This window comes from Marivirga sp., from assembly GCF_035704835.1.
Taxonomy (GTDB): Bacteria; Bacteroidota; Bacteroidia; order Cytophagales; family Cyclobacteriaceae; genus Marivirga.
The window spans coordinates 1-24,091 of sequence record NZ_DASSWQ010000053.1 but is presented as its reverse complement, the minus strand read 5'-3'; the positions used below and the strand labels follow the sequence as shown (position 1 = coordinate 24,091).

Sequence of the window (24,091 nt, the reverse complement as noted above, 5' to 3'; positions counted from 1 at the left end):
AAAAAAAACTAATACACATGAAAACTATATACTTATCCATCATAGCATTGTTTTTAGCTACGAGTCTTTTTGCACAGGATGAAATCCCTTCTAGACCTAATCCTCCTAAGCTTGTAAATGATTTAACACAGACCTTAACAGCAAGCGAGCAACAGCAATTAGAACAAAAGCTAGTAGCTTATAATGACAGTACCTCAACTCAAGTTGTGATTTTAATCGTGCCCACTTACGGTCAATATGAACCAAATCAGTTTGGTGTGGAAGTTTTTGATAAATGGAAAATCGGTCAGGCCGATAAGGACAACGGATTATTGATAACCGTTGCCATGCAAGACAAAGAAATGTTTATTAATACGGGCTATGGTCTGGAAAGTGTAGTTCCTGATGGAGCAGCCAGCACCATCATCAATGAATATATGAAACCTGCTTTCAGAAACGGCAATTATTACAAAGGTTTGGATGAGGCCACTACTATAATTTTTGATTTGGCCGCTGGGAAATATACAGCAGATAAAATAGCAAGTAATGATGCAGGTAAAGGAATTGGATTAGGCGCATTTCTATTTTTCTTTTTTATCATCATAACCATTATATCCCGAATTAGAAGAGTGAGAAATCACCACATGGGTGGTGGAGGCATGGGAATGCTCACCATGATGATGCTAATGGGCGGTGGTGGAAGAAGCCATGGTGGTTCTTTTGGTGACTTCAACTCAGGCGGAGGTGGTTTTGGAGGCTTCGGTGGCGGTATGACCGGTGGTGGTGGTGCTGGAGGAAGTTGGTAAATTAGAGCAACTCTCCTTAATTTTTATAGTTACAAATCTAAGAGTCACAACTTATAGAATTTATGCGCTTATTTTTACCTCTCACTATAATTTTCTTTATTTTTTCAAATCCTCTCTGGTCTCAAGAAATTGAAAATGACTCCATACTTGATGTGGTGACCGTTACCGGTTTCAATAAAGGAGAACAAATCAATAAACAATCTGCACCAATTGCCTATTTAAGTTCTAAGGAATTAGATAGATTCTCTCCTCTTAATCCTGTCATGGCATGGAACACATTGCCTGGAGTTAATCTAGAACAAAGGGCCATTGCCAGTTATAGAGTAAGCATTAGAGGAAGTTCGATTCGCTCGCCTTTCGGAGTGCGAGATGTGAAAGTGTATTGGAATGGCTTGCCTTTTACGGAAGCGAATGGCTCAACAGCCTTAAATTTATTGAGCAATACGCAAATGCAAGAGTTGGAAGTGGTTAAAGGTCCTGCAGGAAGTTTGTTTGGCGCAGGATTGGGTGGCGTAATGCAAATCAGCAATTTTCCTTCCCAACAGGAAAGCCCATTACAAATTCAACTATCAGGCGGAAGCTTCAATCAATTGAATGCTGGAATTAAAGGCCAAGTTGAATCAGGAAAATGGACAACTTTTTATGCGGTGGATCATCAGCAAAACGATGGATACAGAAATCATAATGAGTTGGACAGACAGAATTACCAGCTTTCTTCTCGTTATCAAATTAATGAAAATCATCAATTGGATTTCCATGTTTTATATAATGATTTGTTTTATGAAATCCCTGGGGGATTAAATGCAGAGCAATTTGCGGAAGATCCAACACAAGCCCGTGCTGGAAGTGCACCCCAAAATTCATCAATTGATCAAAGAACTCTTTTTTATGGAGTGGGCTATACTAGTTTTTTTGGAGAAAACTTAAGCCAAAGCACACATATCGCAGGAACTTATACCGAGTTTGAAAACCCTTTTATTTTGGATTATAAAGAAGACCAAAACAGAGAAATTGCCTTGCGCCATCAATGGACTTATGACATGAATTTGCAAAATGTAGACTGGCAGTGGGATGCTGGTTTGGAATGGCAATACGCCAATAACTCCGCTAATAATTATGGGAATGTTGACGGACAAAAAGACACGATTCGCTTTGCTGATATCTTGAAAATTGACAGAAAACTATTCTTCCTGCAAACTCAAGTCGGTTTTCAAAAATGGCAATTGACTCTAGGTCTAAGCAGTAATTTATTGGAATATGATGTGAACAGAAGAGTAAATGCTTTTGCAGAACCTTTTGAGTTCAATAGAGATTTTGATAATGAATTGATTCCCAGGGTTGCCTTAAAATATCAATGGTCGGAAAGCAATATGACATTCGCTTCCTTAAGCGAAGGTTTTTCCAGCCCAACCTTAGATGAAATCAGAACTAATGAAGGCAGTATCAATAGAAATCTGCAAGCCGAAAAAGGTAGGACTTATGAAATGGGTCATAAATATTATGGAAAAAGAGTGCAGTTGGATGCTACCTTTTTTTATTCCGCCTTAAGGGAAACCATCACAACTTATACCAATGAAGATGGGGTAGTGCTTTTTCAAAATGCGGGTGCCACCAATCAAATAGGGACCGAATGGGGATTGAATGCGAACTGGTATAATAATCAGCAGGGATTTGTCAATCAAATTAACAGCCGAACAAGCTATAATTTCTACCAATTTATTTTTGATGATTATCAAAAAGAAGGGGAGGATTATTCTGGAAACCTGATAACCGGGGTTCCGCAGCATACGTTTAACCAGACATTAAACTTAGCAATGACTAAAAGACTGAATTTAAATCTTCACTATCGATTTGTAAGTGAAACTCCCTTGACTGATGACAATGAAATATTTGCTGACCCATATCATTTATTAAATGCTAATATTGATTTTGAAGTACCAGGCTCCTTAAAAATTAATTTCTTTGGCGGAATGGAGAATATTTTCAATACTACCTACAGTTTGGGTAATGATCTAAATGCCTTCGGGGGAAGATTTTATCAGCCAGCACCAGGTAGAAACTTCTATTTGGGCGCGAAGTGGAGATTATAAATTAATTGATATTTGAATTAAAGCGATTCTTAATAATTATCTTATTTACTTAATTCGCAAAGCTTCAAAACTGTTTTCCAATTTCTTGTTGTAGCTTTTACTTTCAGTTTCTTTTCAAAGAAATCATTGGTCAATTTAGATTTATGGTAACTATCTTCGCAATAAATAAAAGCATTTTGACCTATGATTTTAAATTGATCAGGTGCATAATCCAAAGATTCAATATGCACTCGTTTATCTTGATCAGGCACTTCGTTTAAAAAGGTAAGATGTAATTTGTTTATATCAGCATCAGCTTTATAAAAGGGGTTTTTTGCAATAGCATTTTTTATTTCTTCTAATGACATTACTATTACAGGAACTTCCAAATCGAATTGTTTCAAAATAGCTTTCTCAATGTTCTCACCTATTTCTTTATTAGGAAGTTTTTCCACCGTATTGAAGATAACATTCCCACTTTGAATATAAGTTTGAATATTGTGGTAATCCAAGTTTCCCATTAGCTCTTTTAAATCAGCCATGAGAATTTTCCTTTTACCCCCAACATTTATCCCTCTCAAAATGGCAATTTTAGTGTTCATGGACTTAAAAATTTAATTTCAAGATAAATAGAAATGCTTTTTCTCAGTTCTTTTACTTTGAATGTGTATTCTCAAAAGTGAATAGTAATCAATTAAATTTTAGCACTTGTACATATAGAATTCTAAAAAGCTATTTCTCTCCTATAAATTCCCTTAAATTTGCTTTCCAATTTACATGAGATATTTTTTCACCATAGCATATAAAGGAACTAACTATCATGGGTGGCAAAAACAGCCCAATGCCATGGGAGTTCAGCAGAAAGTAGAAGAGGTATTCTCTACCATCTTAAATCATACTGTGGAAATTGTTGGAAGTGGCAGAACGGATAGTGGAGTTCATGCGACTGCGCAGGTTTTTCATGTTGATTTTTCGAATCTGGTGGAAGCTGAACAATTAATATATAAAGCCAATAAAATGTTGCCTCATGACATAGCATTAAAGCAAGTCAGAAAAGTACAAAGCGAAGCACATTCTCGATTTGATGCCTTTAGTAGAGCTTATCAATATCATATTACCATCGAGAAAAATCCTTTTGCAATAGACCAGGCATATTTTTTCACGCAGGAATTATCATTAGTGAAAATGAATGAAGCAGCAGAAAAACTCTTGAATTATAAAGACTTTGAATGTTTTAGTAAAGTGAAAACTGATGTTTATACATTCAATTGTGATATATTTGAAGCCTATTGGAAACAAGAGGATGTTTCTATGGTTTTCCACATTAAAGCCAACCGATTTTTACGTGGTATGGTAAGAGCCATTGTGGGAACATTGCTGGATGTTGGGCAAAACAAAATTAGTATAGAGGATTTTGAAAATATCATAAAATCAAAGGATAGAAATGCGGCTGGCAGATCTGTTCCGGCTCAAGGATTATTTTTAACCGAAGTACGTTATCCAGATAATATTTATTTATAAAAGCAGGAAGTGAAGAAAGAGGATATTAAAAGCGGAAATATAATTGATACCAGCGTGCTAAAACGCTTGTACAAATTTGTAAAGCCCTATCAAGGTCGTTTCTATTTCTTAGTTTTTCTAACAGTTACATTAGCGGTTTTAGCTCCTGCAAGACCTTTTGTTATTCAAAAAGCAATAGATAATCAAATTGCGGAAGGCGACTTTCAAGGGTTGATAAATATGACCATCATTTTAGTGGGTCTATTAGTTCTTCAAGCAATAGTGCAATACGGTCATACGTATCTTTCAGGTTGGCTAGGGCAATATATCATTCGTGATATCCGGATAAAATTGTATCGACATTTATTAAACTTAAGGCTGAAGTTTTTTGATAAAACGCCTATCGGAAGATTAGTAACTAGAAATGTCTCTGATGTGGAATCCCTTTCCGATGTTTTTAGTCAGGGACTAGCTGCCATGATTGGAGATATTCTACAAATTTTATTTATACTGGGGATGATGTTTGCCATGAGTTGGAAACTTACTTTGGTTTCTTTAGCAACGCTTCCATTGCTTTTTATAAGCACTTATGTTTTTAAGGAGAAGGTAAAAGTAGCCTTTAATGAAGTAAGAAATGCAGTTTCTAATCTAAACTCATTTGTGCAAGAGCATGTGACAGGAATGTCTATCGTTCAAATTTTTACAGCTGAGAAAAGAGAATATGAGGCATTCAAAAACATTAATAACGAACATAGAAGATCCAACATTCGGTCGGTTTTATATTATTCAATTTACTTTCCAGTTGCGGAAGTAATTCAGGCGACTGGAATAGGTTTATTGGTTTGGTATGGTGCAAAGGGTGTTGTAAATGAGGCGGAATCAGGTATAACCTTAGGAATGTTAATTGCATTCATCCTTTATATCCAAATGTTTTTTAGGCCAATTAGATTGATTGCCGATCGCTTTAATACTTTGCAAATGGGTATTGTAAGTTCTTCCCGAATCCTAAATTTATTGGATAATAAAGAAAATATACCCAATAATGGAGATTATAAACCTGAACAGATTAAAGGAAATATTTCGTTTCAGAATATAGAATTCGCTTATAACGAAGGAGATGTTGTATTGAAAGATATTTCTTTTTCTGTAGAAGAAGGACAGTCTGTAGCTTTGGTAGGAGCTACTGGCGCAGGAAAATCATCAGTAATTAATCTTTTAAGTCGGTTTTACGATATTCAAAAAGGAGAAATAACACTTGATGGGCGAGATATAAAAGAATATGATCTGTATGCTTTACGGCAAAATATAGGTGTGGTTCTGCAAGATGTTTTTCTATTTTCAGATACAATTTTTTATAATATCACGCTGGGTAATCCAAATATAAGTTTGCAGCAAGTAAAGGATGCAGCAGATCTAGTAGGAGCAAGAAAATTTATAGAGCGTTTACCTGGTGGATATGATTATAATGTGATGGAAAGAGGAGCAACGCTTTCAGTAGGTCAGCGACAATTAATCTCTTTCGTTAGAGCAGTGGTTTATAATCCAAAGATTATTGTTTTAGATGAAGCTACTTCCTCAGTAGATACAGAAACGGAACAGCTAATTCAAAATGCAATTGAAAAAATGATGAAAGGTCGTACAAGTATTGTGATAGCACATAGGCTTTCCACTATTCAAGAAGCGGATAAAATTATTGTTCTTGATAAAGGAGAAATAATGGAAACAGGAACGCATCAGGAACTTTTAGATCAAGAAGGGTTTTATCATCAGCTCCATAATATGCAATATAAAGAAATGACCAACTAAATTATTTTTTCTTATCTAAATCTTCAAAATAATCTCGTTCTCTATAGGGGTGTTCAATTCCAAATGAAGTGATCAAAAATGTTTCTAGCGCAGGTCCTAGCCAAATTAATATAACACCAGTAATTCCTAGTATAATAGATTCAAGATAAAGAGCATCCATATTCTGAATCCAGAATAAAGCATGCAAAATGCTTGTTATAACCCTCAGTCCAAGCGTCCATTTTTTTCTCCAAGTAATAATTATTAGTGTATTTTGTAATATGATGAGCAATGCAAATACTAAGACATAGTCATTGAAAAACCAATTTAAAAATAGGTTTTCAAATACAGTACGTTTCGTGGCTTCGTTGAAAAAGGGCTCAAACAAAAAAAGTAATTGATAAACTCCATAAAACAATAAAACTTGCAATAGACTAATGGAGAGACCTACAAAAATTCTTTTCTTGAGCATTTTAATCCAGTATTAATAATAGTTGTAAAAGCACCCATGATTACTTACTATCTAAAATTAGTGATTTATAGATAAAACTTAAGTGCTTTTATTATATCCAGTGTTCTATAAAAATCAAAAGATACGAAAAGGTAGGAAAAGGACAAAAAAATGATTTTTGTACATGGTTAATCTCCCACTTAAACTTATCCATTTTAGAAATCGTTAATGTAATATGGCAAAAAAAGAACAAAGTAAAGATCTCGTTAAGGAAAAATTTAAACCATTAAAAGAAAATAAAAAATTCTCAAAAAAAGATGATAGCCAAGAGGAGGAGGAAAGAAATGGCATTATTCCAGAAGATACGGACCTCAAAAAATTTTTAGGCTGTGGGGGTTAGTTGTTTTGGCCAAAAGACAATAAAAAAGGCTATCTAATTTGAATTTTAGATAGCCCTTTTGTTATTTAAACGAATATAATATTTCTATTTATTTCCACCTGCTCTAATCATCGCACAACGGAAACCAATAGTTGATGTGGATGAATCTTGCTCAATAAATCTTCTAGTTCCTGGGGATAACCAATAAGCAACGTCTGCCCAAGATCCACCTTTATAAACTCTAATATTGTCATTGATTAAAGAATTAATAATATTAGGATCGTTTGCTCCATTTACATATTTATCTTGAGGATCCAATGTTCCATCTCTTCGAACAGGATTTAGATCTTCAAAATCTTGGAATGAGAGAGGACGATATAAATCCCAAACCCATTCGTTTACATTTCCAGCCATATTGTAAAGACCATAATCGTTAGGAGGGAAGTTGTAAATGTAATCGGTTACAAATGCACCATCATTTAATTTACCAGCAATACCACCGTAATCACCACGACCCCTCTTAAAGTTTGCTAGGAAATAACCCATTTCTTTTCCATAAGGATTTCTCAAAGAATGTCCATCCCAGGGATAAATTCTTTTGTAAAGTTGAACCTCATCAACCCATTGAGTACCAATCATTGCAGTTGCTGCATATTCCCATTCTGCTTCAGTAGGTAATCTATATTCTGGTAATACTACACCAGTTTCTAATGGAATACGGCCACCTGATTCTGCTGGAACTTCAATTCCTGCCTCTTCAGCTAGTTTGTAGTTAACCATTATTGAACGCCATTTAGCATATTCATTAGCCTGTTCCCAGCTAACTCCCACCACAGGATAGTATCGGAAACCTGGATATCTTAAATAATGTTCTCGATACGGATCGTTGTAAGCTAAGTCTTTAGACCATACTGTAGTGTCTGGCAATACAGACTCATAGTAATCTCTTGTAGAATCTAATTTTACATAATGTAAAAATTCTAGCCAGTGAATGTTAGCAACTTCAGTTTCATCCATGTAGAATGAAGAGACGGTAACTGTTCTTTCGATATTGTCTCTTGTATGAAGGATGTCTTCTTCAAACGAACCCAAAACGGTTCTTCCACCCTCTATGTAAACTAAATTTGGACCATCAGGCTGACCGCGAAATTCAGCCACCTGAAAGCCTTCTTCGCTATTATATTCTAAACCTGTAGTGGTACTTAATACACCCGGACCTTTGGCTGTCGGATTGCTGCTTCCGCACGCGAACAGTAAAGATACTGCTACAGCAAGCATGGCATGTTGGACTCTAAACACAAACTTTTTCATAACCTGTTATTGTATTCGTTTAATAAACACTGTTTAATCACTTATATATCAATGCAATATATAAATAATTGGTAAATATAACTTTACCAAACACTAAATTCAACTATTAAAATGAAATTTTAAAGTATTTTAATACAAATTCGACCAATATGTAATAATTTTAAATCAGTTACAGTAAAACGTCTATGGGATTTGCTTTATTGTTTCACTCTTCTGTCCAAACTTTAGTGCCTTCAGTACAATTCGTGCAAATATCGATTTCGCTTCTTGATTTTAAAAGTTTATTTCTAAAATCTTCGTATATTTTTCCATTCCAGATATTCTTAAAAGATTCTTGATTTAGATTTCCTAACTGATGAGAAGCGTCCTTATCAAAACAACACGGCACCACTCTGCCATCCCAAGTTATTACACAACTATGCCACATTTTCCAACATTGGTTCAGCAACTTATTTTTAATGGCGTAAATGCCATTAGTCAATATTTTGTATCGACTATATTTTGGATTATCGGGGATTAAAGGGGAACCCTTTTCATAATTATAAATTTGTGCAGTTTTTAATTTTACTTCATCAACACCAAGTTCATGGGCTAATTCATAGATTTGAGGTATATCTTGTTCATTTGGTTTTACCACTAGAAATTGAAAAATAATATGCGGAGTATTTGATTTCAACTCTTTTTTCCATTTCACTACGTTTCGTGTTCCTTCCAAAACCTTTTCCAACTTGCCGCCAATTCTGTACGATTCATAAGTTTCCTGACTTGCACCATCAATAGATATAATTAATCTATCTAATCCGCTCTCCACTGTTTTTCTGGCAACTTGATTATCTAAAAAGTGAGCATTTGTTGATGTTGCAGTGTAGATTTTATGTTTAGAAGCTATTTTTACCAAATCGAGGAAATTTTTATTTATGTAGGGTTCTCCTTGAAAATAAAATAACATATAAATTAAATGCTCTTTTAGTTGTAAAAGCATATTTTCAAATGTTTCAGCTTTTAGCATCCCGACTGGTCGGGAAAAAGAGCGTAGGCCGCTAGGGCATTCAGGACACCTTAAATTGCAAGAAGTGGTGGGTTCAATTGCGATTGAAATAGGCATACCCTTTATTTTCGAAACCCCAACATTTTTAGACTGATGATAGCTCCGCCAAAGTGAAAATGCGTTCAATGCTTTTTTAAATGTTATCTTTTTAAGTAGATTAAGGCTATCTTTAAGATGCATATATTGGTTAAGGCGCTTGATGCGAAAACGAACTTACTAAATCCTCATGAACTTTAAAGCAATCATTCGATTAATTCCTTGGATAATTTTAAGTATTGTCTTGGTGTTTCTGTGGTTTAAAAGATTAGCAAATTTTACTACTCCTGAGCGCACTCAAATTGAAAACACATTGGTGTTGCAGGAAATAGAAAAACTCGGAAAATTGGAGCTGGTAAAATACAATTACAAAGAAGTGGTTGAAATGGAAAACATAGCCAAACGCTACTTGGATTTAGGTTATTTTTATATTCCGGGAGGTCAGGATCAAAAAGCTGTTTTAATAGCCCAAGGAGAAGCGGTTGCCTGCATTGATTTACAAAAAATAAAAAAAGAAGATATAGAAGTCAAACAAGACACCATTATTATAAATTTACCACAACCCGAAATTTGCTATTATAAAGTGAATTTGGAGAATAGTAAATTTTATGATTTAAAGACCAGTTCAGATAATAAAAAGGCATCAAAGTTTGTGGATGAGGTATATGCCACAGCCGAAGCAAAAATTAAAGAAGCAGCTTTACAGTCAGGAATTTTAGAAGACGCAAAAAGGATGAGTGGAACCGTTTTAAAACCTTTTTTAGAAAACATTACTGGGGTAACAGTAGTTCTTAAATTCTCTGAAAAGCCCGAACTTATCCAGTTTGAGTTGGATTAGCTTGTTATTGGACCCAATCTTTCTTCTTTCTAGTTGATTATTTCTCTAAAAACTCACCCAACAAAGAACCCCCTTCTTTTCTCGAGTTTTTGCTGTAAGGTGCTATGGCTTGTATCAATTTCCTGATAGGCATCGATTGCAACCAAACTTTTCCAGTACCTCTTAATGTTGCTAAGAATATTCCTTCACCACCAAAAAGCATGGATTTTATGCCACCACTAGATTGAATGTCGAAGTCTAATGACGATTCGTATGCCACTACACAGCCAGTGTCTACTTTTAATGTTTGATTATTTAATTGCTTTTCAATAACAGTTCCTCCCGCATGAACAAAAGCTTTTCCGCTTCCCTGTAATTTCTGTAAAATAAAACCTTCACCACCTAACAAACCAGAACCGATTTTTCTATTCAATGTAATGGAAACTTTAGTTCCCTTAGCGGCACATAAAAAGCCATCTTTTTGTACAATGACTTCATTATTGTAATGATTTTTTAAATCAAGGGCAATGACTGTTCCAGGATAAGGTCCAGCAAAGGCTACATGGGCTTTTCCATGACCACGATGCGTGAAATGAGTCATAAAAAGAGATTCCCCTGTAAAAATCCGACTACCAGCAGACATTAATTTACCTAAAAAGCCTTCATTAGGATCTGAACCATCGCCCATCTTAGTTTCAAATAAAATGGAATCATCCATATAGACCATTGCTCCTGCTTCAGCAATCACAGTTTCTTGTGGGTCTAGTTCGATTTCTACTAATTGAACGCCATCACCTATAATTCTATAATCTACTTCATGTGACTGTGGATGCATTATCTTTCTTTTTTATTTGAAGAGGAAATATACTAAAAATCTTGCTTTTAGCATATAATTCTTAATGGACTTTTAGACATGTTTTAAAAGTAAACTGATTTGTCAATTTAGCTTAAGCGCAAATGAGTTTACAGAGGGAATCTAATTTGATATCGGTTAATTGAAAAACATAAATAATATATGAAAGATGCAATTGAGGCTACTTTATGGTGATTAAACATGCCTGAATTAGGCTTTTAACCTTATTTTAGCTAAATTAATGATTTATTAGACAGAGTGCATTTTATTTTTCCTATACTCAATGCAATTTTTCAGCATGCTATTTTATTGAAATAGTTATAAGAATGTCCTCATTATTCTTAATTATTTATCATCATAAATTAACAAACATGTCAAACATTATTTCAAAAGTAGCAAAAGGAGTAAAAGGTGGATTAAAAGGAGCAATCGATGGATCTGCTGATTTAGGAAGCTCTGTAGTGGGTTCTGTTAAGAATCTGGTAGTTAATACAGCAAAAGGAGCAGGTGAATTAGTTGTAAAGGGCATACAAGTTCCAGCATCAATCGTTCAAGGTGCTTTTGAAAGCCTTGGAGAAATTGGAAGTAGTAGTATAAAATTAGTGAAAGGAATTATTGATGGTGCTGTTCAGGGCGCTATGGAAACTGGCGTAAGTCAGGAAGATGCTGTAAAAGGCACAGTTTCTCAGGCAGTCCACAGTGCAAAAGAAATGGGAGGCGATATTGCAGCCATAGCTGTAGAAGCAGTAAAAGGATCAATCAGTGCAGTAAAACAAGTAGGTGGCGATACTGTTGATGCTACGAAAATATCCGTTATTGCAGCTCTTGAGGCAGCCGAAAGTATAGGAGGAGAAACAGCTGATACTGTAAAAAAAGCAGTAAGCCAAGGAGTAGAAGGCGCAAAAGGTGTCTTAGATGAAATAAAAAAATAAACAATCTAGAAACAGAGACCACGAGTTTTTGTTAGTATTCTAATTGCCTAGTTGCAAAAAAGCTGGGCATTTTTTTAACTCTTAAATTCAGCTTATGTTAAATTTTACAAAACACATTATTACAATTCTATTATTATCAATATTCATTTCTTGTGGTCCTAATGAAGAATCACAAGAAGTTACAAATGAAATTCAATACGATACCATTCAAGTGACTGCAACAGCTTACAATTCCGTTGAGGCACAAACTAAAAAAGGAAATCCAGCATTGGCGGCTTGGGGAGACACCTTAGAGCCGGGAATGAAAGCAATTGCTATTTCTAGGGACTTTCTGAAAGAAGACATTTTAGAGCACAATTCAGAAGTTAAAATTGAAGGCTTAGAAGGTACCTTTAAAGTATTGGATAAAATGAACAAAAGATGGGAACGGAAAATTGATATTTATATGGGACTTGACGAGCAAGCCGCCAGAGAATGGGGTAAACAGCAAGTTGAGATTTACATTCCTATTGAGCCAGAGTCTGAAATGGAATCAGATATGGTAAAATAAGATAATAAAAAAACAGGTGCTTACATTATTAATGCGGCACCTGTTTTTTTCTATTTAATTTATATAAAGATTTATTCCTCTTCGTCTTTATTTTTTATACCCTTTATGTCTTTCCTATCTTTTAGCTTTTTATCCTCAACTTCTTTGTTGAGAAATTGGTTGATTCTGTCTATATCAAAGCTTGTTTGAATTTCACCAAAGGAATCAATTTTTACATCAAATCCTTCCAATTTAGGATTAACACTGGGTTTCTTTTCTTTTTTATTATCGTCTTTATTTTTAGGCATTATTCAGAAATTTGATCCTTTAGTTTATCTAACGCTAAACGAATCCTTTCTGTTATTTCTTCCTTGCCTAATATTTCAATAATGTCCATTAAATCTGGTCCGCCTGCCTCTCCAGTGATACTGACTCTTAGTGATTGCATCACTTTTCCCATTCCAATTCCTTCTTGCTCTAAAACAGCAGCAAAAGTTGCCTTAGCATTTCCTGCATCTAAATGATCTACTTTGTCCAATGCATCAGCATATAAACTTAAAGCTTTATCAACTTCAGCATTCCATTTCTTTTTCACCACTTTTTCATCGTAGCTGTCAGGCTTGCTGAAAAAATAGTGACCTTGCGTCCAAAATTCAGTTGGGAAAGTCACTCTTTCTTTCAAGGCATGGACTATTCGCTCCAATTTTTCCTGAGAAACTTCTAATCCATTCGCTTCAACATCTTTTTTAAGATATTCTGCTAATTCTGAATTTGATTTGTTTTTTAGGTATTGCTCATTGAACCATTTGGCTTTTTGTATATCAAACTTGGCTCCTGCTTTTCCAATTCTTTCCAGGGAGAAAGCCTTGATAAGCTCGTCATCGCTAAAGATTTCCTTTTCATCACCTGGGTTCCAGCCCAAAAATGCCAAGAAATTCAATAGAGCATCCGGAAGATAGCCCTCTTCTTTAAAACCAGCTAGTAATTCACCTGAAGCAGGGTCTTTCCATTCCATAGGGAAAATTGGGAAACCGTGCTTCTCTGCATCACGCTTACTTAATTTTCCATTGCCATCTGGCTTTAATAATAAAGGCAAATGCGCAAATTCTGGCATAGTGTCTTCCCAACCAAAGAACTGATAAAGCAACACATGCAGAGGTGCTGATGGCAACCATTCTTCTCCACGGATTACATGGGTGATTCCCATCAAATGGTCATCTACCACATTCGCCAAATGGTAAGTTGGCATTCCATCCGACTTCATTAAAATTTTATCATCTATCTGGGTTGAGTGTACCATTACCCAGCCTCTTACTTTATCATTTAAGCGAACCTCTTCTTTTCTAGGTACTTTCAAACGAATTACATAAGGTTCGCCAGCATCCAGTTTTGCTTTGACTTCTTCCTGGGATAAAGTCAAAGAGTTTTTCATTTGTAACCGTGTAATGGCATTGTACTGTGGCGTGTCTACTCTTGCTGCTTTCAGTCGTTCACGCATTTCGTCCAATTCCTCAGAAGTATCAAAAGCATAATAGGCCTTATCATCATCTAATAATTGCTGTGCGTATTTGCCATAAACTTCTTTACGCTCGCTTTGTCTGTATGGACCAAATTCACCAGCATCATTCCATGGGCTTTCATCAGGGGAAATACCTAACCACTCTAAAGTTCTTTTGATGTAATCCTCGGCTCCATCTACATAGCGGTTTTGGTCGGTATCTTCAATTCTTAAGATAAATTGACCACCTTCTTTTTTGGCAAATAGGTAATTATATAAAGCCGTTCTGACTCCTCCAATGTGGAGTGGACCCGTAGGACTTGGGGCAAAACGTACACGTACAGCTTGACTCATGAGATTATTTTTTTATTGCAATTTGGGCTGCAAAATTAATCAATTAAGTTTAAAATTTGCACAATATGCAAGTTATTCAATGATAGGAAAATTATGTGTTCTAAAAGTTAGACTAATATCTGTAATTCATTAAATATCTTTTATACTGAAAAATAACCTGGTTATTTTTCTTTTGTGTTCTCTTGTGGTCGGAATTCACTACCGATAGTACAGATTAACAATCTTTACTTTTAAACTACAATAGATACAATAGAAAACAAAAGGATTTTCCTTAAAGCGAAAAACTTTTCAATGAAAAATTTCTAAACTTATTGACATAGGAAAATCATTGATTTTCTTTTTGCCGAACCCATTCAATATAATCCGTTTTAGGAATATCTGCAATTCCGAGTTGACGCATCATCATAATTATTTGTCCTCGGTGGTAGCTGCCGTGATTGAAAACTGTTTGAGCGATTTCTCGGAAAGGAATGGAATAACTTTCTTCTTTATGTTCAAAATGAAGTTTTTCTTCCAAATCTGCACTTTCTACAAAGCTTTTAAAAGCATTGGAGGTTTTTTGCCATGATTTGAATAGCTCATGAGCAGTGCCTGAAAAATTGGTAATTTCTGATACTTTCCATCCTTTACCTTCGAGCCGAGAAAGCCAACCCAATTCAGCCATCCAAAGGTGGGAAACCGTTTTTATTATGCTTGGAAAACTAGCCTCAATTTTTTGGTTGAGCAATTCTTCATCTACATTGGACAGCGCATCTATAATTAGATTGTTAGCCCAAATATTATAGTCTCCATAATCGATATATCTTTGATTTTCCATTTGGGTTTCTATTGTTTCACTTGAAAATTATAATGCAATGAAAACGGTAATTGTATTTTGCAATAATTGCTGTTAATCGTCTGTTCCATTATGCAAACTTGCACTCGAAGATTTTCTTTCCAAACATAACCCAGCCCTCCATAAAGACGATTTTTGTCAAAGTATTCTATGTTTCCCATTTTTTCTCCATTGATCAAAATTTCATTGTAAATGGGAATGTAAAAATGTCCCTCGGCTAATTTTTTTGTCTGATATCGGGATGCTGATTTATAGTTCATATGGCAAACGGGTTCGGAAATCTTGATTATCCACGAAACGCTTTTCATATTTGAGGCGATGATTTAATGAAGCGATTGAACCATCTTGATTCAATAAATCTTCTTGATAAATCCTGTTTTCAAATTCAAAGCCTCCCAAGTACATGTGCCAAGCCTCTAAATCAGGTTCATCTTGAGCAAAGGAGCATGCAAAAGAAAAAAAAATTAAAATTGCTGCAATTCTAAAAATCATGATGGCTTATTTGAGAAGTTAAAAAATCAATTCACAATTAAGGACCTGATTTCATTCTTCAAAATGTTTTCAACGAACTGCTTTCACATTAGTTTTAACGCGGTATAATGAGTGTGATGCCGTTACAAATAGTTGGTCAAAGTTTTCGCCTCCAAAACAAATATTGGCAGTCCAATCTTCAGGAATTTCTAGTTGTTGGATAAATTCTCCTTCTTTATCATAAATATCTGCTCCGTTTCCAGTTAAATACAAATTGCTTTCTGAATCTACGGTCATGCCATCAGAGCCTTGCTCAACAAAAAGCCGTTTATTTTCCAGCTCACCTTTTGTATTAATTCTGTAGCGATAAGTTTTACCAGCACCAATATCTGTAACAAACAATAAATTCTCTTTTGAAATACCAACGACTCCATTGGCTTGAACTAAGGTAGAGTCTAATAAAATAGCTTCTCCATTTTTCAATAAATAGATGGATTGGTACCCAACTGTATCATGTTCATTATCCCAATAAGGTCTTTGGTAAATAGGGTCTGTAAAATACACATTTCCATTTTTATGAACCCAGACATCATTAGGGCCATTGAAAGCCACATCTCCTGATGGATTTAAAATGATTTCTTTACTCCCATCCAAAGAAAATTTCCACAATTGATTTTTAGCATCAGCGCAAGCCCAAAGATTCTGATTATGGTCAATATACAATCCATTAGACCTTCCGGAGCTATCTGTGAAAACACTTAACTCATCATCTACGTCATACTTATAAATGCGATTATTAGGTTGGTCCGTGAAATAAATATTTCCTATGCTATCGGCTGTTGGTCCTTCAGTAAAATCAAAACCATCAGCTATTTTTATGATTTCAGCATTTTCTGAAATAGGCAATTGAGGCTGCTAATTACATGCGAAAAATAAAAAAGTACTTAGAATTAGCAGTTGAATAGTTCTATTTTCAATCATTTTATAACATTTTGCTTAATTTAAGCTTTTTAACATAAAGCATTGACTGCTTAAAAAAAAACAAGGCTATGAAATTCTCTTTAAAATATCTTTCTGCAATACTTTTTATTTTTGTAGCGGCTTGCAATTCAACTCCTAAAAAGGAAGAAAAAACAGCTGAAAAGGAAGTTAAAGAAAAAACTACTGAAAAAGAGGAGCAAAAAAATAATATCATTTTTTTTGGTAACAGTCTTACAGCGGGCTATGGAGTAGAAGCCGAAGAAGCTTTTCCTGGCTTAATTCAAAAAAGATTAGATTCTTTGGGCTATGACTATAATGTAATCAATGCCGGAGTAAGTGGTGAAACCACTGCCAGCGGCTTATCCCGTGTAGAATGGGTAGTAAAACGCCAACCAGTAGAAATATTTATCTTAGAATTGGGAGGAAATGATGGCTTAAGAGGAATTAAGCCAGAAGAAACCAACAAAAATTTAACAGCAATTATTGATAAAGTAAGGGAGATTCATCCTAAAGTTAAAATTCTACTTGCGGGTATGTTGGTTCCACCGAATATGGGGCAAGCCTATGCTTCTGAATTTCAAAAATTGTTTCCCAAAATAGCAGAGGAAAAAAATGTTAATCTTATTCCATTTTTATTGAAAGATGTTGGTGGGGAAGCAAATTTAAACCAACCCGATGGAATTCATCCAACTCCGGAAGGCCATAAAATTGTAGCGGAAACCGTTTGGGAATATTTGAAACCGATGCTTTAATTTGCTATTTATCCTGAGTTGATAAGCAATAAAATTATAGTTAGTGAGGTTAAAATAAAAATTGATAGAACAAATCGCCTTCTTGCTTTTACCTTCCTTTTTGCCGAGTAAGGATTATCCTTCATGGGTTTCTTTTTGCTTCCTAGCGCACGGTTTCGCTTCCACGAATCGCTCCTATGTCTACTAAATCCAATACCTCCTTTCATAATAACTAATTATTAATAGGTTCACTTTTGGCATAAACATAATTGAAATTATAAAATTTTTATAAGAAAAATTACAAAAGAAAATTAATTGATCGAACTTGTTTGAAAAACAATCCAAAGATACAATGCTGAATTAATCGCTTCGTTTTGATGACCGAAAGGATGAAATTTCTTATTTTCGCCTCTATTATTAAAAATACAACTTTCTATGACATCTTACTCAAAGATTAATAACATTAGTGGCTGGATTATTTTTCTAATTGCTTCTGCCGTTTATATCTTCACTTTAGAACCGGTTGCCAGTTTTTGGGATTGCGCAGAGTTTATAGCCAGTGCTTATAAGTTGCAAGTTCCTCACCCTGCAGGGGCACCATTCTTTCTGCTGATTGGCAGGATGTTCTCTATGTTTGCCAGCAGCGATGTAGAATCAGTAGGTTTCGCAGTGAATTTAGTTTCTGCTCTAAGTAGTGGATTTACCATTCTATTTATGTTTTGGTCTATCAACTTGCTTTCTCACAAAATCTTAAAAATTAAAGTTGGGGAAGCTAATAAAGCTCAAACTATTAAAATAATTGCTGCTGGAGCCATTGGTAGTTTGGCTTTTACTTTTTCAGATTCTTTTTGGTGGTCAGCTGTTGAAGCGGAAGTTTATGCGATGTCATCATTTCTAATTGCCCTTGTATTTTGGGCTATGTTGAAATGGGATGTAATAGAAGATGAGTCTACTGAAAACCGATGGTTAATTTTGATAGCTTATATCATTGGGATTTCAATAGGAGTTCACTTATTAAATATAGTAGCGCTACCAGCTTTAGGCTTGATTTATTATTTCAAGAAATATAAAAACGTCACTTTTAAAGGAATTTTCTTTGCACTTTTAATCAGTAGTGCGATTCTTATATTTATTTGGCAGTTTATCATTTTAGGAGTTCCAAATTTGATTGGTAAATTTGAAATTTTCTTTATTAACTCCATAAACCTACCGTTTGGTTCAGGAGCCTTAATTTTTGGGTTGTTACTAATTGGCGGTCTTGTTTACGGCATTAATTATGCAATCAAAAAGGATAAAGTTACCCTACATACCTGTTTATTAGCATTCTCTTTTATTCTGATCGGATATTCATCGTATTTTATTGTTTTAATCAGATCAAATTATAACCCACCAATTGATCAAAATAATCCTGAAAACGTGATGAACTTGATTTCATATTTAAATAGAGATCAATATGGTTCTAGACCACTTTTACATGGACAGTATTTTGATGCAGAAATAGTGTCTCAGGATAAGGGAGATGCTGTTTACAGTAAAGGGGAAGAGGAATATGTAATTACGGATTATAAAATTACCACTCAATATGATCCAAGTAAGACTACTATCTTTCCCAGAATGTATAGTAATGCACCAGGTCACGCAGAAGAATATAGAAGATGGACAGGCCTGCGTCCTAATGAACAACCAAATTTCGTAGACAATATTAAGTTTTTGTTCCGCTACCAATTAGGGCATATGTATTTCCGTTATTTGATGTGGAATTTTGCTGGAAGAGAAGGTGATGTGGAAGGAGCAGGTTGGAAAACCATGTTTCAAGACGAAAGCGAATTGCCAGAATTAATGAGAGAGAACGAAGCAAGAAATAATTTCTATATGCTTCCTTTTATACTCGGTTTGATTGGAATATTTTTTCAATACAAAAAGGATCATAAAGGGTTTAGCGTAGTGGGAATGTTATTTTTCCTTACAGGGATAGCTTTAATTCTATACTTAAACTCCCCAGCAACAGAGCCGCGAGAAAGAGATTATATTTATGCAGGTTCTTATTATGCATTTGCTTTTTGGATTGGATTTGGAGTGTTAGGAATAGCTTCTCTTTTAGAAAGAGCAGTGAAAAAACCAAAAGTGGCAGGAGTCTTAGCGGGTGTTATTTGCTTAATTGTTCCAGGAATTATGGCTTCAGAAGGTTGGGATGATCACGATCGTTCTGACCGATATTTCTCAGTAGATGCTGCGCGAAATTATTTGGCTTCCTGTGAACCTAATGCAATCTTATTTACAGGTGGAGATAACGATACCTTCCCTCTATGGTTTGTGCAGGAGGTAGAAGGCTTTAGAACTGATGTTAGAGTAATAGTTTTAAGTTACTTCAATACAGATTGGTATATAAATCAGATGCGACAAAACGCTTATGATTCTGAACCATTGCCATTCAGTTTAAGTGAAAGTCAAGTAGCGCAAGGCGGAAAAAATGATTATTTACCATATATGGCAAGTGCGGGTATTTCAGGACCAATTTCCGTTGAACAATATCTAAATTTAATAAGAAGCGACAATAAAGGACTTGAAGTTCCAACCTCTATAGGGAGTTATAATATGTTGCCGTCTAAAACATTAAGTTTAAATGTTGATACTTCACATGTAAAAAGCCTTAATATTATTCCAGAAGGTAAGCAAAACATGTTGGTGGATGAGATGGTGTGGACTGTGAAAGGAAATGGCTTGGAGAAGAAAGATTTAATGATTTTAGACATTATGAATGAAAATAATTGGAAGCGTCCAATTTATTTCAACACTACTTCATTAAGTGGGGTAAAGATGGATTTAAGAAAATATGTAATTCAGGAAGGCTTAACCTACAGATTGTTGCCATTAGAAAGAAAAGATTTGCAGTCTGAATTTGTGAATATAGAAGTGATGTATGATAACTTAATGAATGAGTTTCATTTCACAAATACAATAGATCCAAATGTTTACTATAATGAAAACTATAGAAACTTTTTCTTGAATCATCGCTCGGTTTATACGGCTCTATCAAAAGCATTATTAAATGATGGTGATGAGAAAAGGGCAATAGAAGTACTAGAATTTATTCTTGAGAAAATACCAAACGAAGTAGTTCCTTTTGACATGACTGCTTTGGATTATATTCAAATCTATTTGGCAACGGGTAATGAGGAAAAAGCTAATGATATCATTAGCACATTATGGAACCAAAATTTTGAGCTGTTCAGTTATTTGGTAGACCATGAGATGATTTATATGGGTAGAGAAAGACAAATTAGTATTGCTATACTAAGTCAAATTATCCAAATTATGAGACAATATGGCTTGAACGAAAAGGCGTTGGAGTATCAAGAACAGCTTAGGGTAGTTTACGAAAAAATGTAAAATACTATAGTTCTTAAAAGAATAGCTCACATGAAATTGTGGGCTATTTTTTTGCGTGCTTTTTTTAAAAAAACTAGAAAATTAGCTTTTCCGATATAAGATTTAGAATTTTGCGCATTAATTTAAAAAATATGGCAGGATTTCAGAATAAACCTAAACTTAACGATAAAGACTATATTTTCGGTACACGTGCCGTGATTGAAGCAATTCACTCCGGAAAGGAAATGGATAATATTTATATCGAAAAGGATGTTCGCAATGAACTAGTTTCGGAATTAATGCAATTATGCAAAGACCAGAAAATACCATTCACAAAAGTGCCGATTGAAAAGCTGAATCGCATTACAATGAAAAACCATCAGGGAGTTATTGCGATGGTTTCAGCGGTCAGTTATGCTTCTTTGGATAATGTGATAAATGAAGCTTTTGGAAAAGGGAAAGATCCATTAATTCTGATTTTAGATAGAATCACAGATGTTCGAAATTTCGGAGCTATTGCCCGTTCAGCCGAATGTGCTGGAGTAGACGCTATTGTGATTCCATTTAAAGGAAGTGCGCAAATCAATTCTGATGCGGTAAAAACTTCTGCTGGAGCTTTGCATTATATTCCTGTTTGTAGGGAAAATAGTTTGAAGAATACAGTTGAATATTTGCAAAAAAGCGGGATTCAAGCCGTAGCTTGTACTGAAAAAGGGACTGATTTAATTTATGATGTTCCGATGACCCAGCCTTTAGCAATCATCCTAGGTTCTGAGGAAGATGGAATAAGCAATGATCTGATAAGAATAGCAGATTATTTAGCTAAAATCCCGATGACAGGAAAAATCTCCTCATTGAATGTATCTGTTTCTGGAGCAATAGCAATTTTTGAAGCGGTAAGACAAAGAAGCTTATAATTATTCGAATTTGTATGTGAATTTCCTATATTTCCCATATGGAAAACCAGAAACATTTTTTTAATCTTCCCGAGAATATTCATTATTTGAATGGAGCCTATATGTCTCCTAATCTGCTTACTGTGGAGCAGGCAGGTATTCAGGGTGTCAAGAGAAAAACCAATCCCACATCCATTAAAGAGCAAGATTTTTTTCAACCAGCCGAAGAGGTGAAATCACTATTTGGGAAGTTGATTAATGCTTCTTCTAAACAAATAGCACTTATTCCGTCAGCTTCTTACGGACTGATGAATGCCATCCGAAATGTACCAGTAAATAAAGGTCAGCATGCCATCACAGTCAATGAAGAATTTCCGAGCGACCATTTAACGTTAAGAAAATTTTGTGAAGAGCATGAAGCAGAATTAAGAGTGATTAAGCCGCCTAGATTAATTTTAGGCAGAACACAAGCATGGTCGGAAAAGATAATTGAGAGCATCAATGCTGATACAGCAGTGGTGGTGATGTCCTCTATTCATTGGATGGAAGGATTGAAATTTGACCTGAAAGCCATAGGCGAGAAATGCAGAGCTACTAACACCTATTTTATAGTAGACGGCACGCAATCTGTTGGCGCATTGCCGATGGATGTGGAGGCTTTCAAAATAGATGCTTTGATATGCGCTTCTTATAAATGGTTGCTGGGTCCTTATTCTTCTGGTTTAGCTTATTACAGTGAGAAATTTAATAATGGTGAACCAATAGAATTTTCCTGGATGACTCGAAAGGACAGCCATGATTTCAGTAAGTTAACTACTTATCCTGAAAAATTTGCTTCAGATGAAATGCGATTCAACGTAGGGGAGTTTAGCAATTTTATTGCTTTACCTATGCTGAAAGCAGCCTTAGAACAGATCATAAGCTGGAAACCAGAAAATATTCAAACTTATTGCTTTGAATTACTAAAACCGCTCAGAGATTTTCTGCAAGAAAAAGAGATTGAAAAGGATGATGATAAACTGGTTAGTGCGCATTTATACGGCTTATTTGTTCCTGCATCTGTTGATTTAAACAAACTTAAAGAGGATTTTCATGCTCAAAATATTCACCTTTCGATACGGAAAAACTCATTAAGAATTTCTCCTCATGTTTATAATGATACTAAGGATGTTGCTGCATTGATTGAGGTTTTAGACAAACATCTTTAAATTCTTCTTTGGAATATTAAACTCGTAATCAATTTCTATCAAAATAAATGGCTAAACAATTAATCTACACCGTTAAAGAAGGAAAAGCCAGGGGAGCCAAATATTGCGCTATGCAAGATAGAACTCAACAACAAGTAAGAGATAAGCTTTATGATTGGGGTCTTTATGGCGATGAAGTGGAGGAAGTAATAGCCTGGCTGATATCGGAAGATTTTGTAAACGAAGAGCGTTTTGCACAAAGCTATGTGAGGGGTCATTTTAATCTGAAAAAATGGGGGCGTATTAAAATTAAGCAAGGCTTAGAGCAGAAAAAGATTTCCGAATACTGCATCAAAAAAGGAATGAAGGAAATTGATGATGAAGAGTATCAAAATACTATCAATTCCTTAGTAGAGAAAAAATGGAAAACACTTAAGGAGGCGAATATTTATATTAAAAAGCAAAAGGCAGTTCGATATTTATTGCAAAAAGGCTATGAAGGTGATTTGGTATGGAATTCAGTAAATAAGTTAGCTGATTGAGTTTCTCTTGGGTTTCAAATAAAGGGAGGAATTAGAAACATATCGAAGTCACATTAATTTATTAGCACCAGAGAGCTGCTGATTAGGAATAGGAAATTAAGCCTTTTCCAAAATCGCAAAACTTTAGAAAAGGCTTAATTTATTTAATTTAAGGTGATTGAAACATTATTTGAATAATACCAAGTTGCATCATTACTGTTATAGGTTTCCCAATAATTAAAGTAAAAAGTAATGCTTCCATTATTATTCAATTCGTAATAATCTTCATTGAAATAAAAACTATAATTATCTGAGTCTAAATTATACCAATCAAATCCTCCACTATTATTTAAATAATAATAAGCATCATCTGTTTCTCCATTTCGATAGGTTAATTCCATACTTTCATTTTGCCCAAAAGAAATTGTGCTTATAGGCATTATATTGTCTACATTTGAATCGGCAGTAAAATCAGAAACAACCCATGTTGATTTGCTCAGTAAGAGCAAAGTGATTGGATTCACATTAAAGTTAACATAGTCCTTGTCATAAGGATCAACATAGGAGTAGTTACTATATAATATGTGATCTTCATTATACATCACTACTAAATAGTCGACCCTTAAAAACTAATTAATACATTGATTATCAATTATTTAATTAATAAAAAGCTTTGATTTTTTTGCAAGTTTTCGTATTTTCCTGACAGAAACCTTGCAAATATTGATGCATGAAACCCATTAAAAAAGCTCA

The 24,091-nt window shown here is 34.7% G+C and carries 25 protein-coding genes; 13 read left to right on the top strand and 12 right to left on the bottom strand.

The genetic code is table 11. The annotated features are described in order from the left end of the window. Positions 1 to 17 precede the first annotated feature (17 nt). Together VFM92_RS08525 and VFM92_RS08520 are read left to right on the top strand one after the other, a co-directional pair. Complete coding sequence (locus tag VFM92_RS08525; protein WP_325121788.1) at positions 18 to 785, top strand: TPM domain-containing protein; 768 nt, start codon at positions 18 to 20, stop codon at positions 783 to 785. Positions 786 to 847: 62 nt separating this feature from the next. Continuing rightward, positions 848 to 2,875: a TonB-dependent receptor gene (locus VFM92_RS08520; RefSeq protein WP_325121787.1), complete on the top strand. Its 2,028-nt coding sequence runs from the start codon at positions 848 to 850 to the stop codon at positions 2,873 to 2,875. A 41-nt stretch (positions 2,876 to 2,916) separates the two neighbouring features. On the opposite strand, the gene VFM92_RS08515 is transcribed toward VFM92_RS08520, so the two are convergent. Then, positions 2,917 to 3,456, bottom strand: a complete 540-nt coding sequence (locus VFM92_RS08515) for a DUF1697 domain-containing protein (protein ID WP_325121786.1) — start codon at positions 3,454 to 3,456, stop codon at positions 2,917 to 2,919. A 175-nt stretch (positions 3,457 to 3,631) separates the two neighbouring features. On the opposite strand from VFM92_RS08515, the gene truA reads away from it, so the two are divergent. Continuing rightward, positions 3,632 to 4,375 carry a tRNA pseudouridine(38-40) synthase TruA gene (gene truA, locus VFM92_RS08510; RefSeq protein WP_325121785.1) on the top strand — a complete coding sequence of 248 codons (744 nt, stop codon included), beginning with the start codon at positions 3,632 to 3,634 and terminating at the stop codon, positions 4,373 to 4,375. Positions 4,376 to 4,384: 9 nt separating this feature from the next. Further along, the gene (locus VFM92_RS08505) at positions 4,385 to 6,160 is read left to right on the top strand and encodes an ABC transporter ATP-binding protein (RefSeq protein ID WP_325121784.1); all 1,776 of its coding nucleotides are present in this window, start codon (positions 4,385 to 4,387) and stop codon (positions 6,158 to 6,160) included. Between the two features lies 1 nt (position 6,161). Here VFM92_RS08505 and VFM92_RS08500 read toward each other — a convergent pair whose 3' ends face one another. Next, complete coding sequence (locus tag VFM92_RS08500) at positions 6,162 to 6,611, bottom strand: hypothetical protein (RefSeq protein ID WP_325121783.1); 450 nt, start codon at positions 6,609 to 6,611, stop codon at positions 6,162 to 6,164. A gap of 214 nt (positions 6,612 to 6,825) precedes the next feature. Between VFM92_RS08500 and VFM92_RS08495 the strand changes: the two genes are divergently transcribed. Further along, positions 6,826 to 6,990 (top strand): hypothetical protein, encoded by a 165-nt coding sequence (locus VFM92_RS08495; RefSeq protein WP_325121782.1) that lies wholly within the window; start codon positions 6,826 to 6,828, stop codon positions 6,988 to 6,990. Between the two features lie 84 nt (positions 6,991 to 7,074). Here VFM92_RS08495 and gldJ read toward each other — a convergent pair whose 3' ends face one another. Further along, positions 7,075 to 8,280 (bottom strand): gliding motility lipoprotein GldJ, encoded by a 1,206-nt coding sequence (gene gldJ / locus VFM92_RS08490; protein WP_325121781.1) that lies wholly within the window; start codon positions 8,278 to 8,280, stop codon positions 7,075 to 7,077. Positions 8,281 to 8,485: 205 nt separating this feature from the next. Beyond that, entirely contained in the window at positions 8,486 to 9,508 is a 1,023-nt protein-coding gene (locus tag VFM92_RS08485; RefSeq protein WP_325121780.1) for an SPASM domain-containing protein, read from the bottom strand. Between the two features lie 46 nt (positions 9,509 to 9,554). Here VFM92_RS08485 and VFM92_RS08480 point away from each other — a divergent pair, with 46 nt between their 5' ends. Then, complete coding sequence (locus VFM92_RS08480) at positions 9,555 to 10,202, top strand: DUF4230 domain-containing protein (RefSeq protein ID WP_325121779.1); 648 nt, start codon at positions 9,555 to 9,557, stop codon at positions 10,200 to 10,202. Between the two features lie 37 nt (positions 10,203 to 10,239). On the opposite strand, the gene VFM92_RS08475 is transcribed toward VFM92_RS08480, so the two are convergent. After that, positions 10,240 to 11,016 carry a TIGR00266 family protein gene (locus tag VFM92_RS08475; RefSeq protein WP_325121778.1) on the bottom strand — a complete coding sequence of 259 codons (777 nt, stop codon included), beginning with the start codon at positions 11,014 to 11,016 and terminating at the stop codon, positions 10,240 to 10,242. A gap of 389 nt (positions 11,017 to 11,405) precedes the next feature. On the opposite strand from VFM92_RS08475, the gene VFM92_RS08470 reads away from it, so the two are divergent. Beyond that, positions 11,406 to 11,966: a hypothetical protein gene (locus tag VFM92_RS08470; RefSeq protein ID WP_325121777.1), complete on the top strand. Its 561-nt coding sequence runs from the start codon at positions 11,406 to 11,408 to the stop codon at positions 11,964 to 11,966. Positions 11,967 to 12,060: 94 nt separating this feature from the next. Beyond that, on the top strand, positions 12,061 to 12,516 hold the full coding sequence (locus tag VFM92_RS08465; RefSeq protein ID WP_325121776.1) for a hypothetical protein: 456 nt from the start codon (positions 12,061 to 12,063) through the stop codon (positions 12,514 to 12,516). 71 nt (positions 12,517 to 12,587) lie between these two features. Here VFM92_RS08465 and VFM92_RS08460 read toward each other — a convergent pair whose 3' ends face one another. From VFM92_RS08460 to VFM92_RS08440, 6 genes are all read right to left on the bottom strand, one after another. Beyond that, a complete protein-coding gene (locus VFM92_RS08460; protein ID WP_325121775.1) occupies positions 12,588 to 12,803 on the bottom strand; it encodes a hypothetical protein in 216 nt (71 codons plus the stop codon). Beyond that, on the bottom strand, positions 12,803 to 14,347 hold the full coding sequence (gene gltX, locus VFM92_RS08455; RefSeq protein WP_325121774.1) for a glutamate--tRNA ligase: 1,545 nt from the start codon (positions 14,345 to 14,347) through the stop codon (positions 12,803 to 12,805). The genes VFM92_RS08460 and gltX overlap by 1 nt, the downstream gene beginning before the upstream one ends. A 325-nt stretch (positions 14,348 to 14,672) precedes the next feature. Then, the gene (locus VFM92_RS08450) at positions 14,673 to 15,164 is read right to left on the bottom strand and encodes a DinB family protein (RefSeq protein ID WP_325121773.1); all 492 of its coding nucleotides are present in this window, start codon (positions 15,162 to 15,164) and stop codon (positions 14,673 to 14,675) included. Between the two features lie 8 nt (positions 15,165 to 15,172). Further along, a complete protein-coding gene (locus VFM92_RS16920) occupies positions 15,173 to 15,442 on the bottom strand; it encodes a DUF2490 domain-containing protein (protein WP_414675569.1) in 270 nt (89 codons plus the stop codon). Continuing rightward, positions 15,432 to 15,674 carry a hypothetical protein gene (locus tag VFM92_RS08445; protein WP_325121772.1) on the bottom strand — a complete coding sequence of 81 codons (243 nt, stop codon included), beginning with the start codon at positions 15,672 to 15,674 and terminating at the stop codon, positions 15,432 to 15,434. Before VFM92_RS08445 ends, VFM92_RS16920 begins: the two co-directional genes overlap by 11 nt. A gap of 69 nt (positions 15,675 to 15,743) precedes the next feature. Further along, positions 15,744 to 16,559, bottom strand: coding sequence for an SMP-30/gluconolactonase/LRE family protein (locus VFM92_RS08440; RefSeq protein WP_325121771.1), 816 nt, complete (start codon positions 16,557 to 16,559; stop codon positions 15,744 to 15,746). A 143-nt stretch (positions 16,560 to 16,702) separates the two neighbouring features. Between VFM92_RS08440 and VFM92_RS08435 the strand changes: the two genes are divergently transcribed. The 5 genes from VFM92_RS08435 to VFM92_RS08415 all read left to right on the top strand — a co-directional run bounded on the left by VFM92_RS08435 (position 16,703) and on the right by VFM92_RS08415 (position 23,359). Then, a complete protein-coding gene (locus VFM92_RS08435) occupies positions 16,703 to 17,386 on the top strand; it encodes an arylesterase (RefSeq protein ID WP_325121770.1) in 684 nt (227 codons plus the stop codon). 414 nt (positions 17,387 to 17,800) lie between these two features. Further along, positions 17,801 to 20,755, top strand: coding sequence for a DUF2723 domain-containing protein (locus VFM92_RS08430; protein WP_325121769.1), 2,955 nt, complete (start codon positions 17,801 to 17,803; stop codon positions 20,753 to 20,755). 131 nt (positions 20,756 to 20,886) lie between these two features. Continuing rightward, entirely contained in the window at positions 20,887 to 21,651 is a 765-nt protein-coding gene (gene rlmB, locus VFM92_RS08425; RefSeq protein ID WP_325121768.1) for a 23S rRNA (guanosine(2251)-2'-O)-methyltransferase RlmB, read from the top strand. 38 nt (positions 21,652 to 21,689) lie between these two features. Next, positions 21,690 to 22,838 carry an aminotransferase class V-fold PLP-dependent enzyme gene (locus VFM92_RS08420; protein WP_325121767.1) on the top strand — a complete coding sequence of 383 codons (1,149 nt, stop codon included), beginning with the start codon at positions 21,690 to 21,692 and terminating at the stop codon, positions 22,836 to 22,838. Between the two features lie 47 nt (positions 22,839 to 22,885). Next, the gene (locus tag VFM92_RS08415) at positions 22,886 to 23,359 is read left to right on the top strand and encodes a regulatory protein RecX (RefSeq protein ID WP_325121766.1); all 474 of its coding nucleotides are present in this window, start codon (positions 22,886 to 22,888) and stop codon (positions 23,357 to 23,359) included. 143 nt (positions 23,360 to 23,502) lie between these two features. Here VFM92_RS08415 and VFM92_RS08410 read toward each other — a convergent pair whose 3' ends face one another. Next, a complete protein-coding gene (locus VFM92_RS08410) occupies positions 23,503 to 23,940 on the bottom strand; it encodes a hypothetical protein (protein WP_325121765.1) in 438 nt (145 codons plus the stop codon). Positions 23,941 to 24,091: the final 151 nt, after the last annotated feature.

Bases quoted from the DNA above. Each gene is read 5' to 3' on its own strand.
- VFM92_RS08525 (WP_325121788.1), top strand. From the start codon at position 18: ATGAAAACTATATACTTATCCATCATAGCATTGTTTTTAGCTACGAGT.
- VFM92_RS08520 (WP_325121787.1), top strand. From the start codon at position 848: ATGCGCTTATTTTTACCTCTCACTATAATTTTCTTTATTTTTTCAAAT.
- VFM92_RS08515 (WP_325121786.1), bottom strand. From the start codon at position 3,456: ATGAACACTAAAATTGCCATTTTGAGAGGGATAAATGTTGGGGGTAAA.
- truA (WP_325121785.1), top strand. From the start codon at position 3,632: ATGAGATATTTTTTCACCATAGCATATAAAGGAACTAACTATCATGGG.
- VFM92_RS08500 (WP_325121783.1), bottom strand. From the start codon at position 6,611: ATGCTCAAGAAAAGAATTTTTGTAGGTCTCTCCATTAGTCTATTGCAA.
- VFM92_RS08495 (WP_325121782.1), top strand. From the start codon at position 6,826: ATGGCAAAAAAAGAACAAAGTAAAGATCTCGTTAAGGAAAAATTTAAA.
- gldJ (WP_325121781.1), bottom strand. From the start codon at position 8,280: ATGAAAAAGTTTGTGTTTAGAGTCCAACATGCCATGCTTGCTGTAGCA.
- VFM92_RS08485 (WP_325121780.1), bottom strand. From the start codon at position 9,508: ATGCATCTTAAAGATAGCCTTAATCTACTTAAAAAGATAACATTTAAA.
- VFM92_RS08480 (WP_325121779.1), top strand. From the start codon at position 9,555: ATGAACTTTAAAGCAATCATTCGATTAATTCCTTGGATAATTTTAAGT.
- VFM92_RS08475 (WP_325121778.1), bottom strand. From the start codon at position 11,016: ATGCATCCACAGTCACATGAAGTAGATTATAGAATTATAGGTGATGGC.
- VFM92_RS08470 (WP_325121777.1), top strand. From the start codon at position 11,406: ATGTCAAACATTATTTCAAAAGTAGCAAAAGGAGTAAAAGGTGGATTA.
- VFM92_RS08465 (WP_325121776.1), top strand. From the start codon at position 12,061: ATGTTAAATTTTACAAAACACATTATTACAATTCTATTATTATCAATA.
- VFM92_RS08460 (WP_325121775.1), bottom strand. From the start codon at position 12,803: ATGCCTAAAAATAAAGACGATAATAAAAAAGAAAAGAAACCCAGTGTT.
- gltX (WP_325121774.1), bottom strand. From the start codon at position 14,347: ATGAGTCAAGCTGTACGTGTACGTTTTGCCCCAAGTCCTACGGGTCCA.
- VFM92_RS08450 (WP_325121773.1), bottom strand. From the start codon at position 15,164: ATGGAAAATCAAAGATATATCGATTATGGAGACTATAATATTTGGGCT.
- VFM92_RS16920 (WP_414675569.1), bottom strand. From the start codon at position 15,442: ATGAACTATAAATCAGCATCCCGATATCAGACAAAAAAATTAGCCGAG.
- VFM92_RS08445 (WP_325121772.1), bottom strand. From the start codon at position 15,674: ATGATTTTTAGAATTGCAGCAATTTTAATTTTTTTTTCTTTTGCATGC.
- VFM92_RS08435 (WP_325121770.1), top strand. From the start codon at position 16,703: ATGAAATTCTCTTTAAAATATCTTTCTGCAATACTTTTTATTTTTGTA.
- VFM92_RS08430 (WP_325121769.1), top strand. From the start codon at position 17,801: ATGACATCTTACTCAAAGATTAATAACATTAGTGGCTGGATTATTTTT.
- rlmB (WP_325121768.1), top strand. From the start codon at position 20,887: ATGGCAGGATTTCAGAATAAACCTAAACTTAACGATAAAGACTATATT.
- VFM92_RS08420 (WP_325121767.1), top strand. From the start codon at position 21,690: ATGGAAAACCAGAAACATTTTTTTAATCTTCCCGAGAATATTCATTAT.
- VFM92_RS08415 (WP_325121766.1), top strand. From the start codon at position 22,886: ATGGCTAAACAATTAATCTACACCGTTAAAGAAGGAAAAGCCAGGGGA.
- VFM92_RS08410 (WP_325121765.1), bottom strand. From the start codon at position 23,940: ATGTATAATGAAGATCACATATTATATAGTAACTACTCCTATGTTGAT.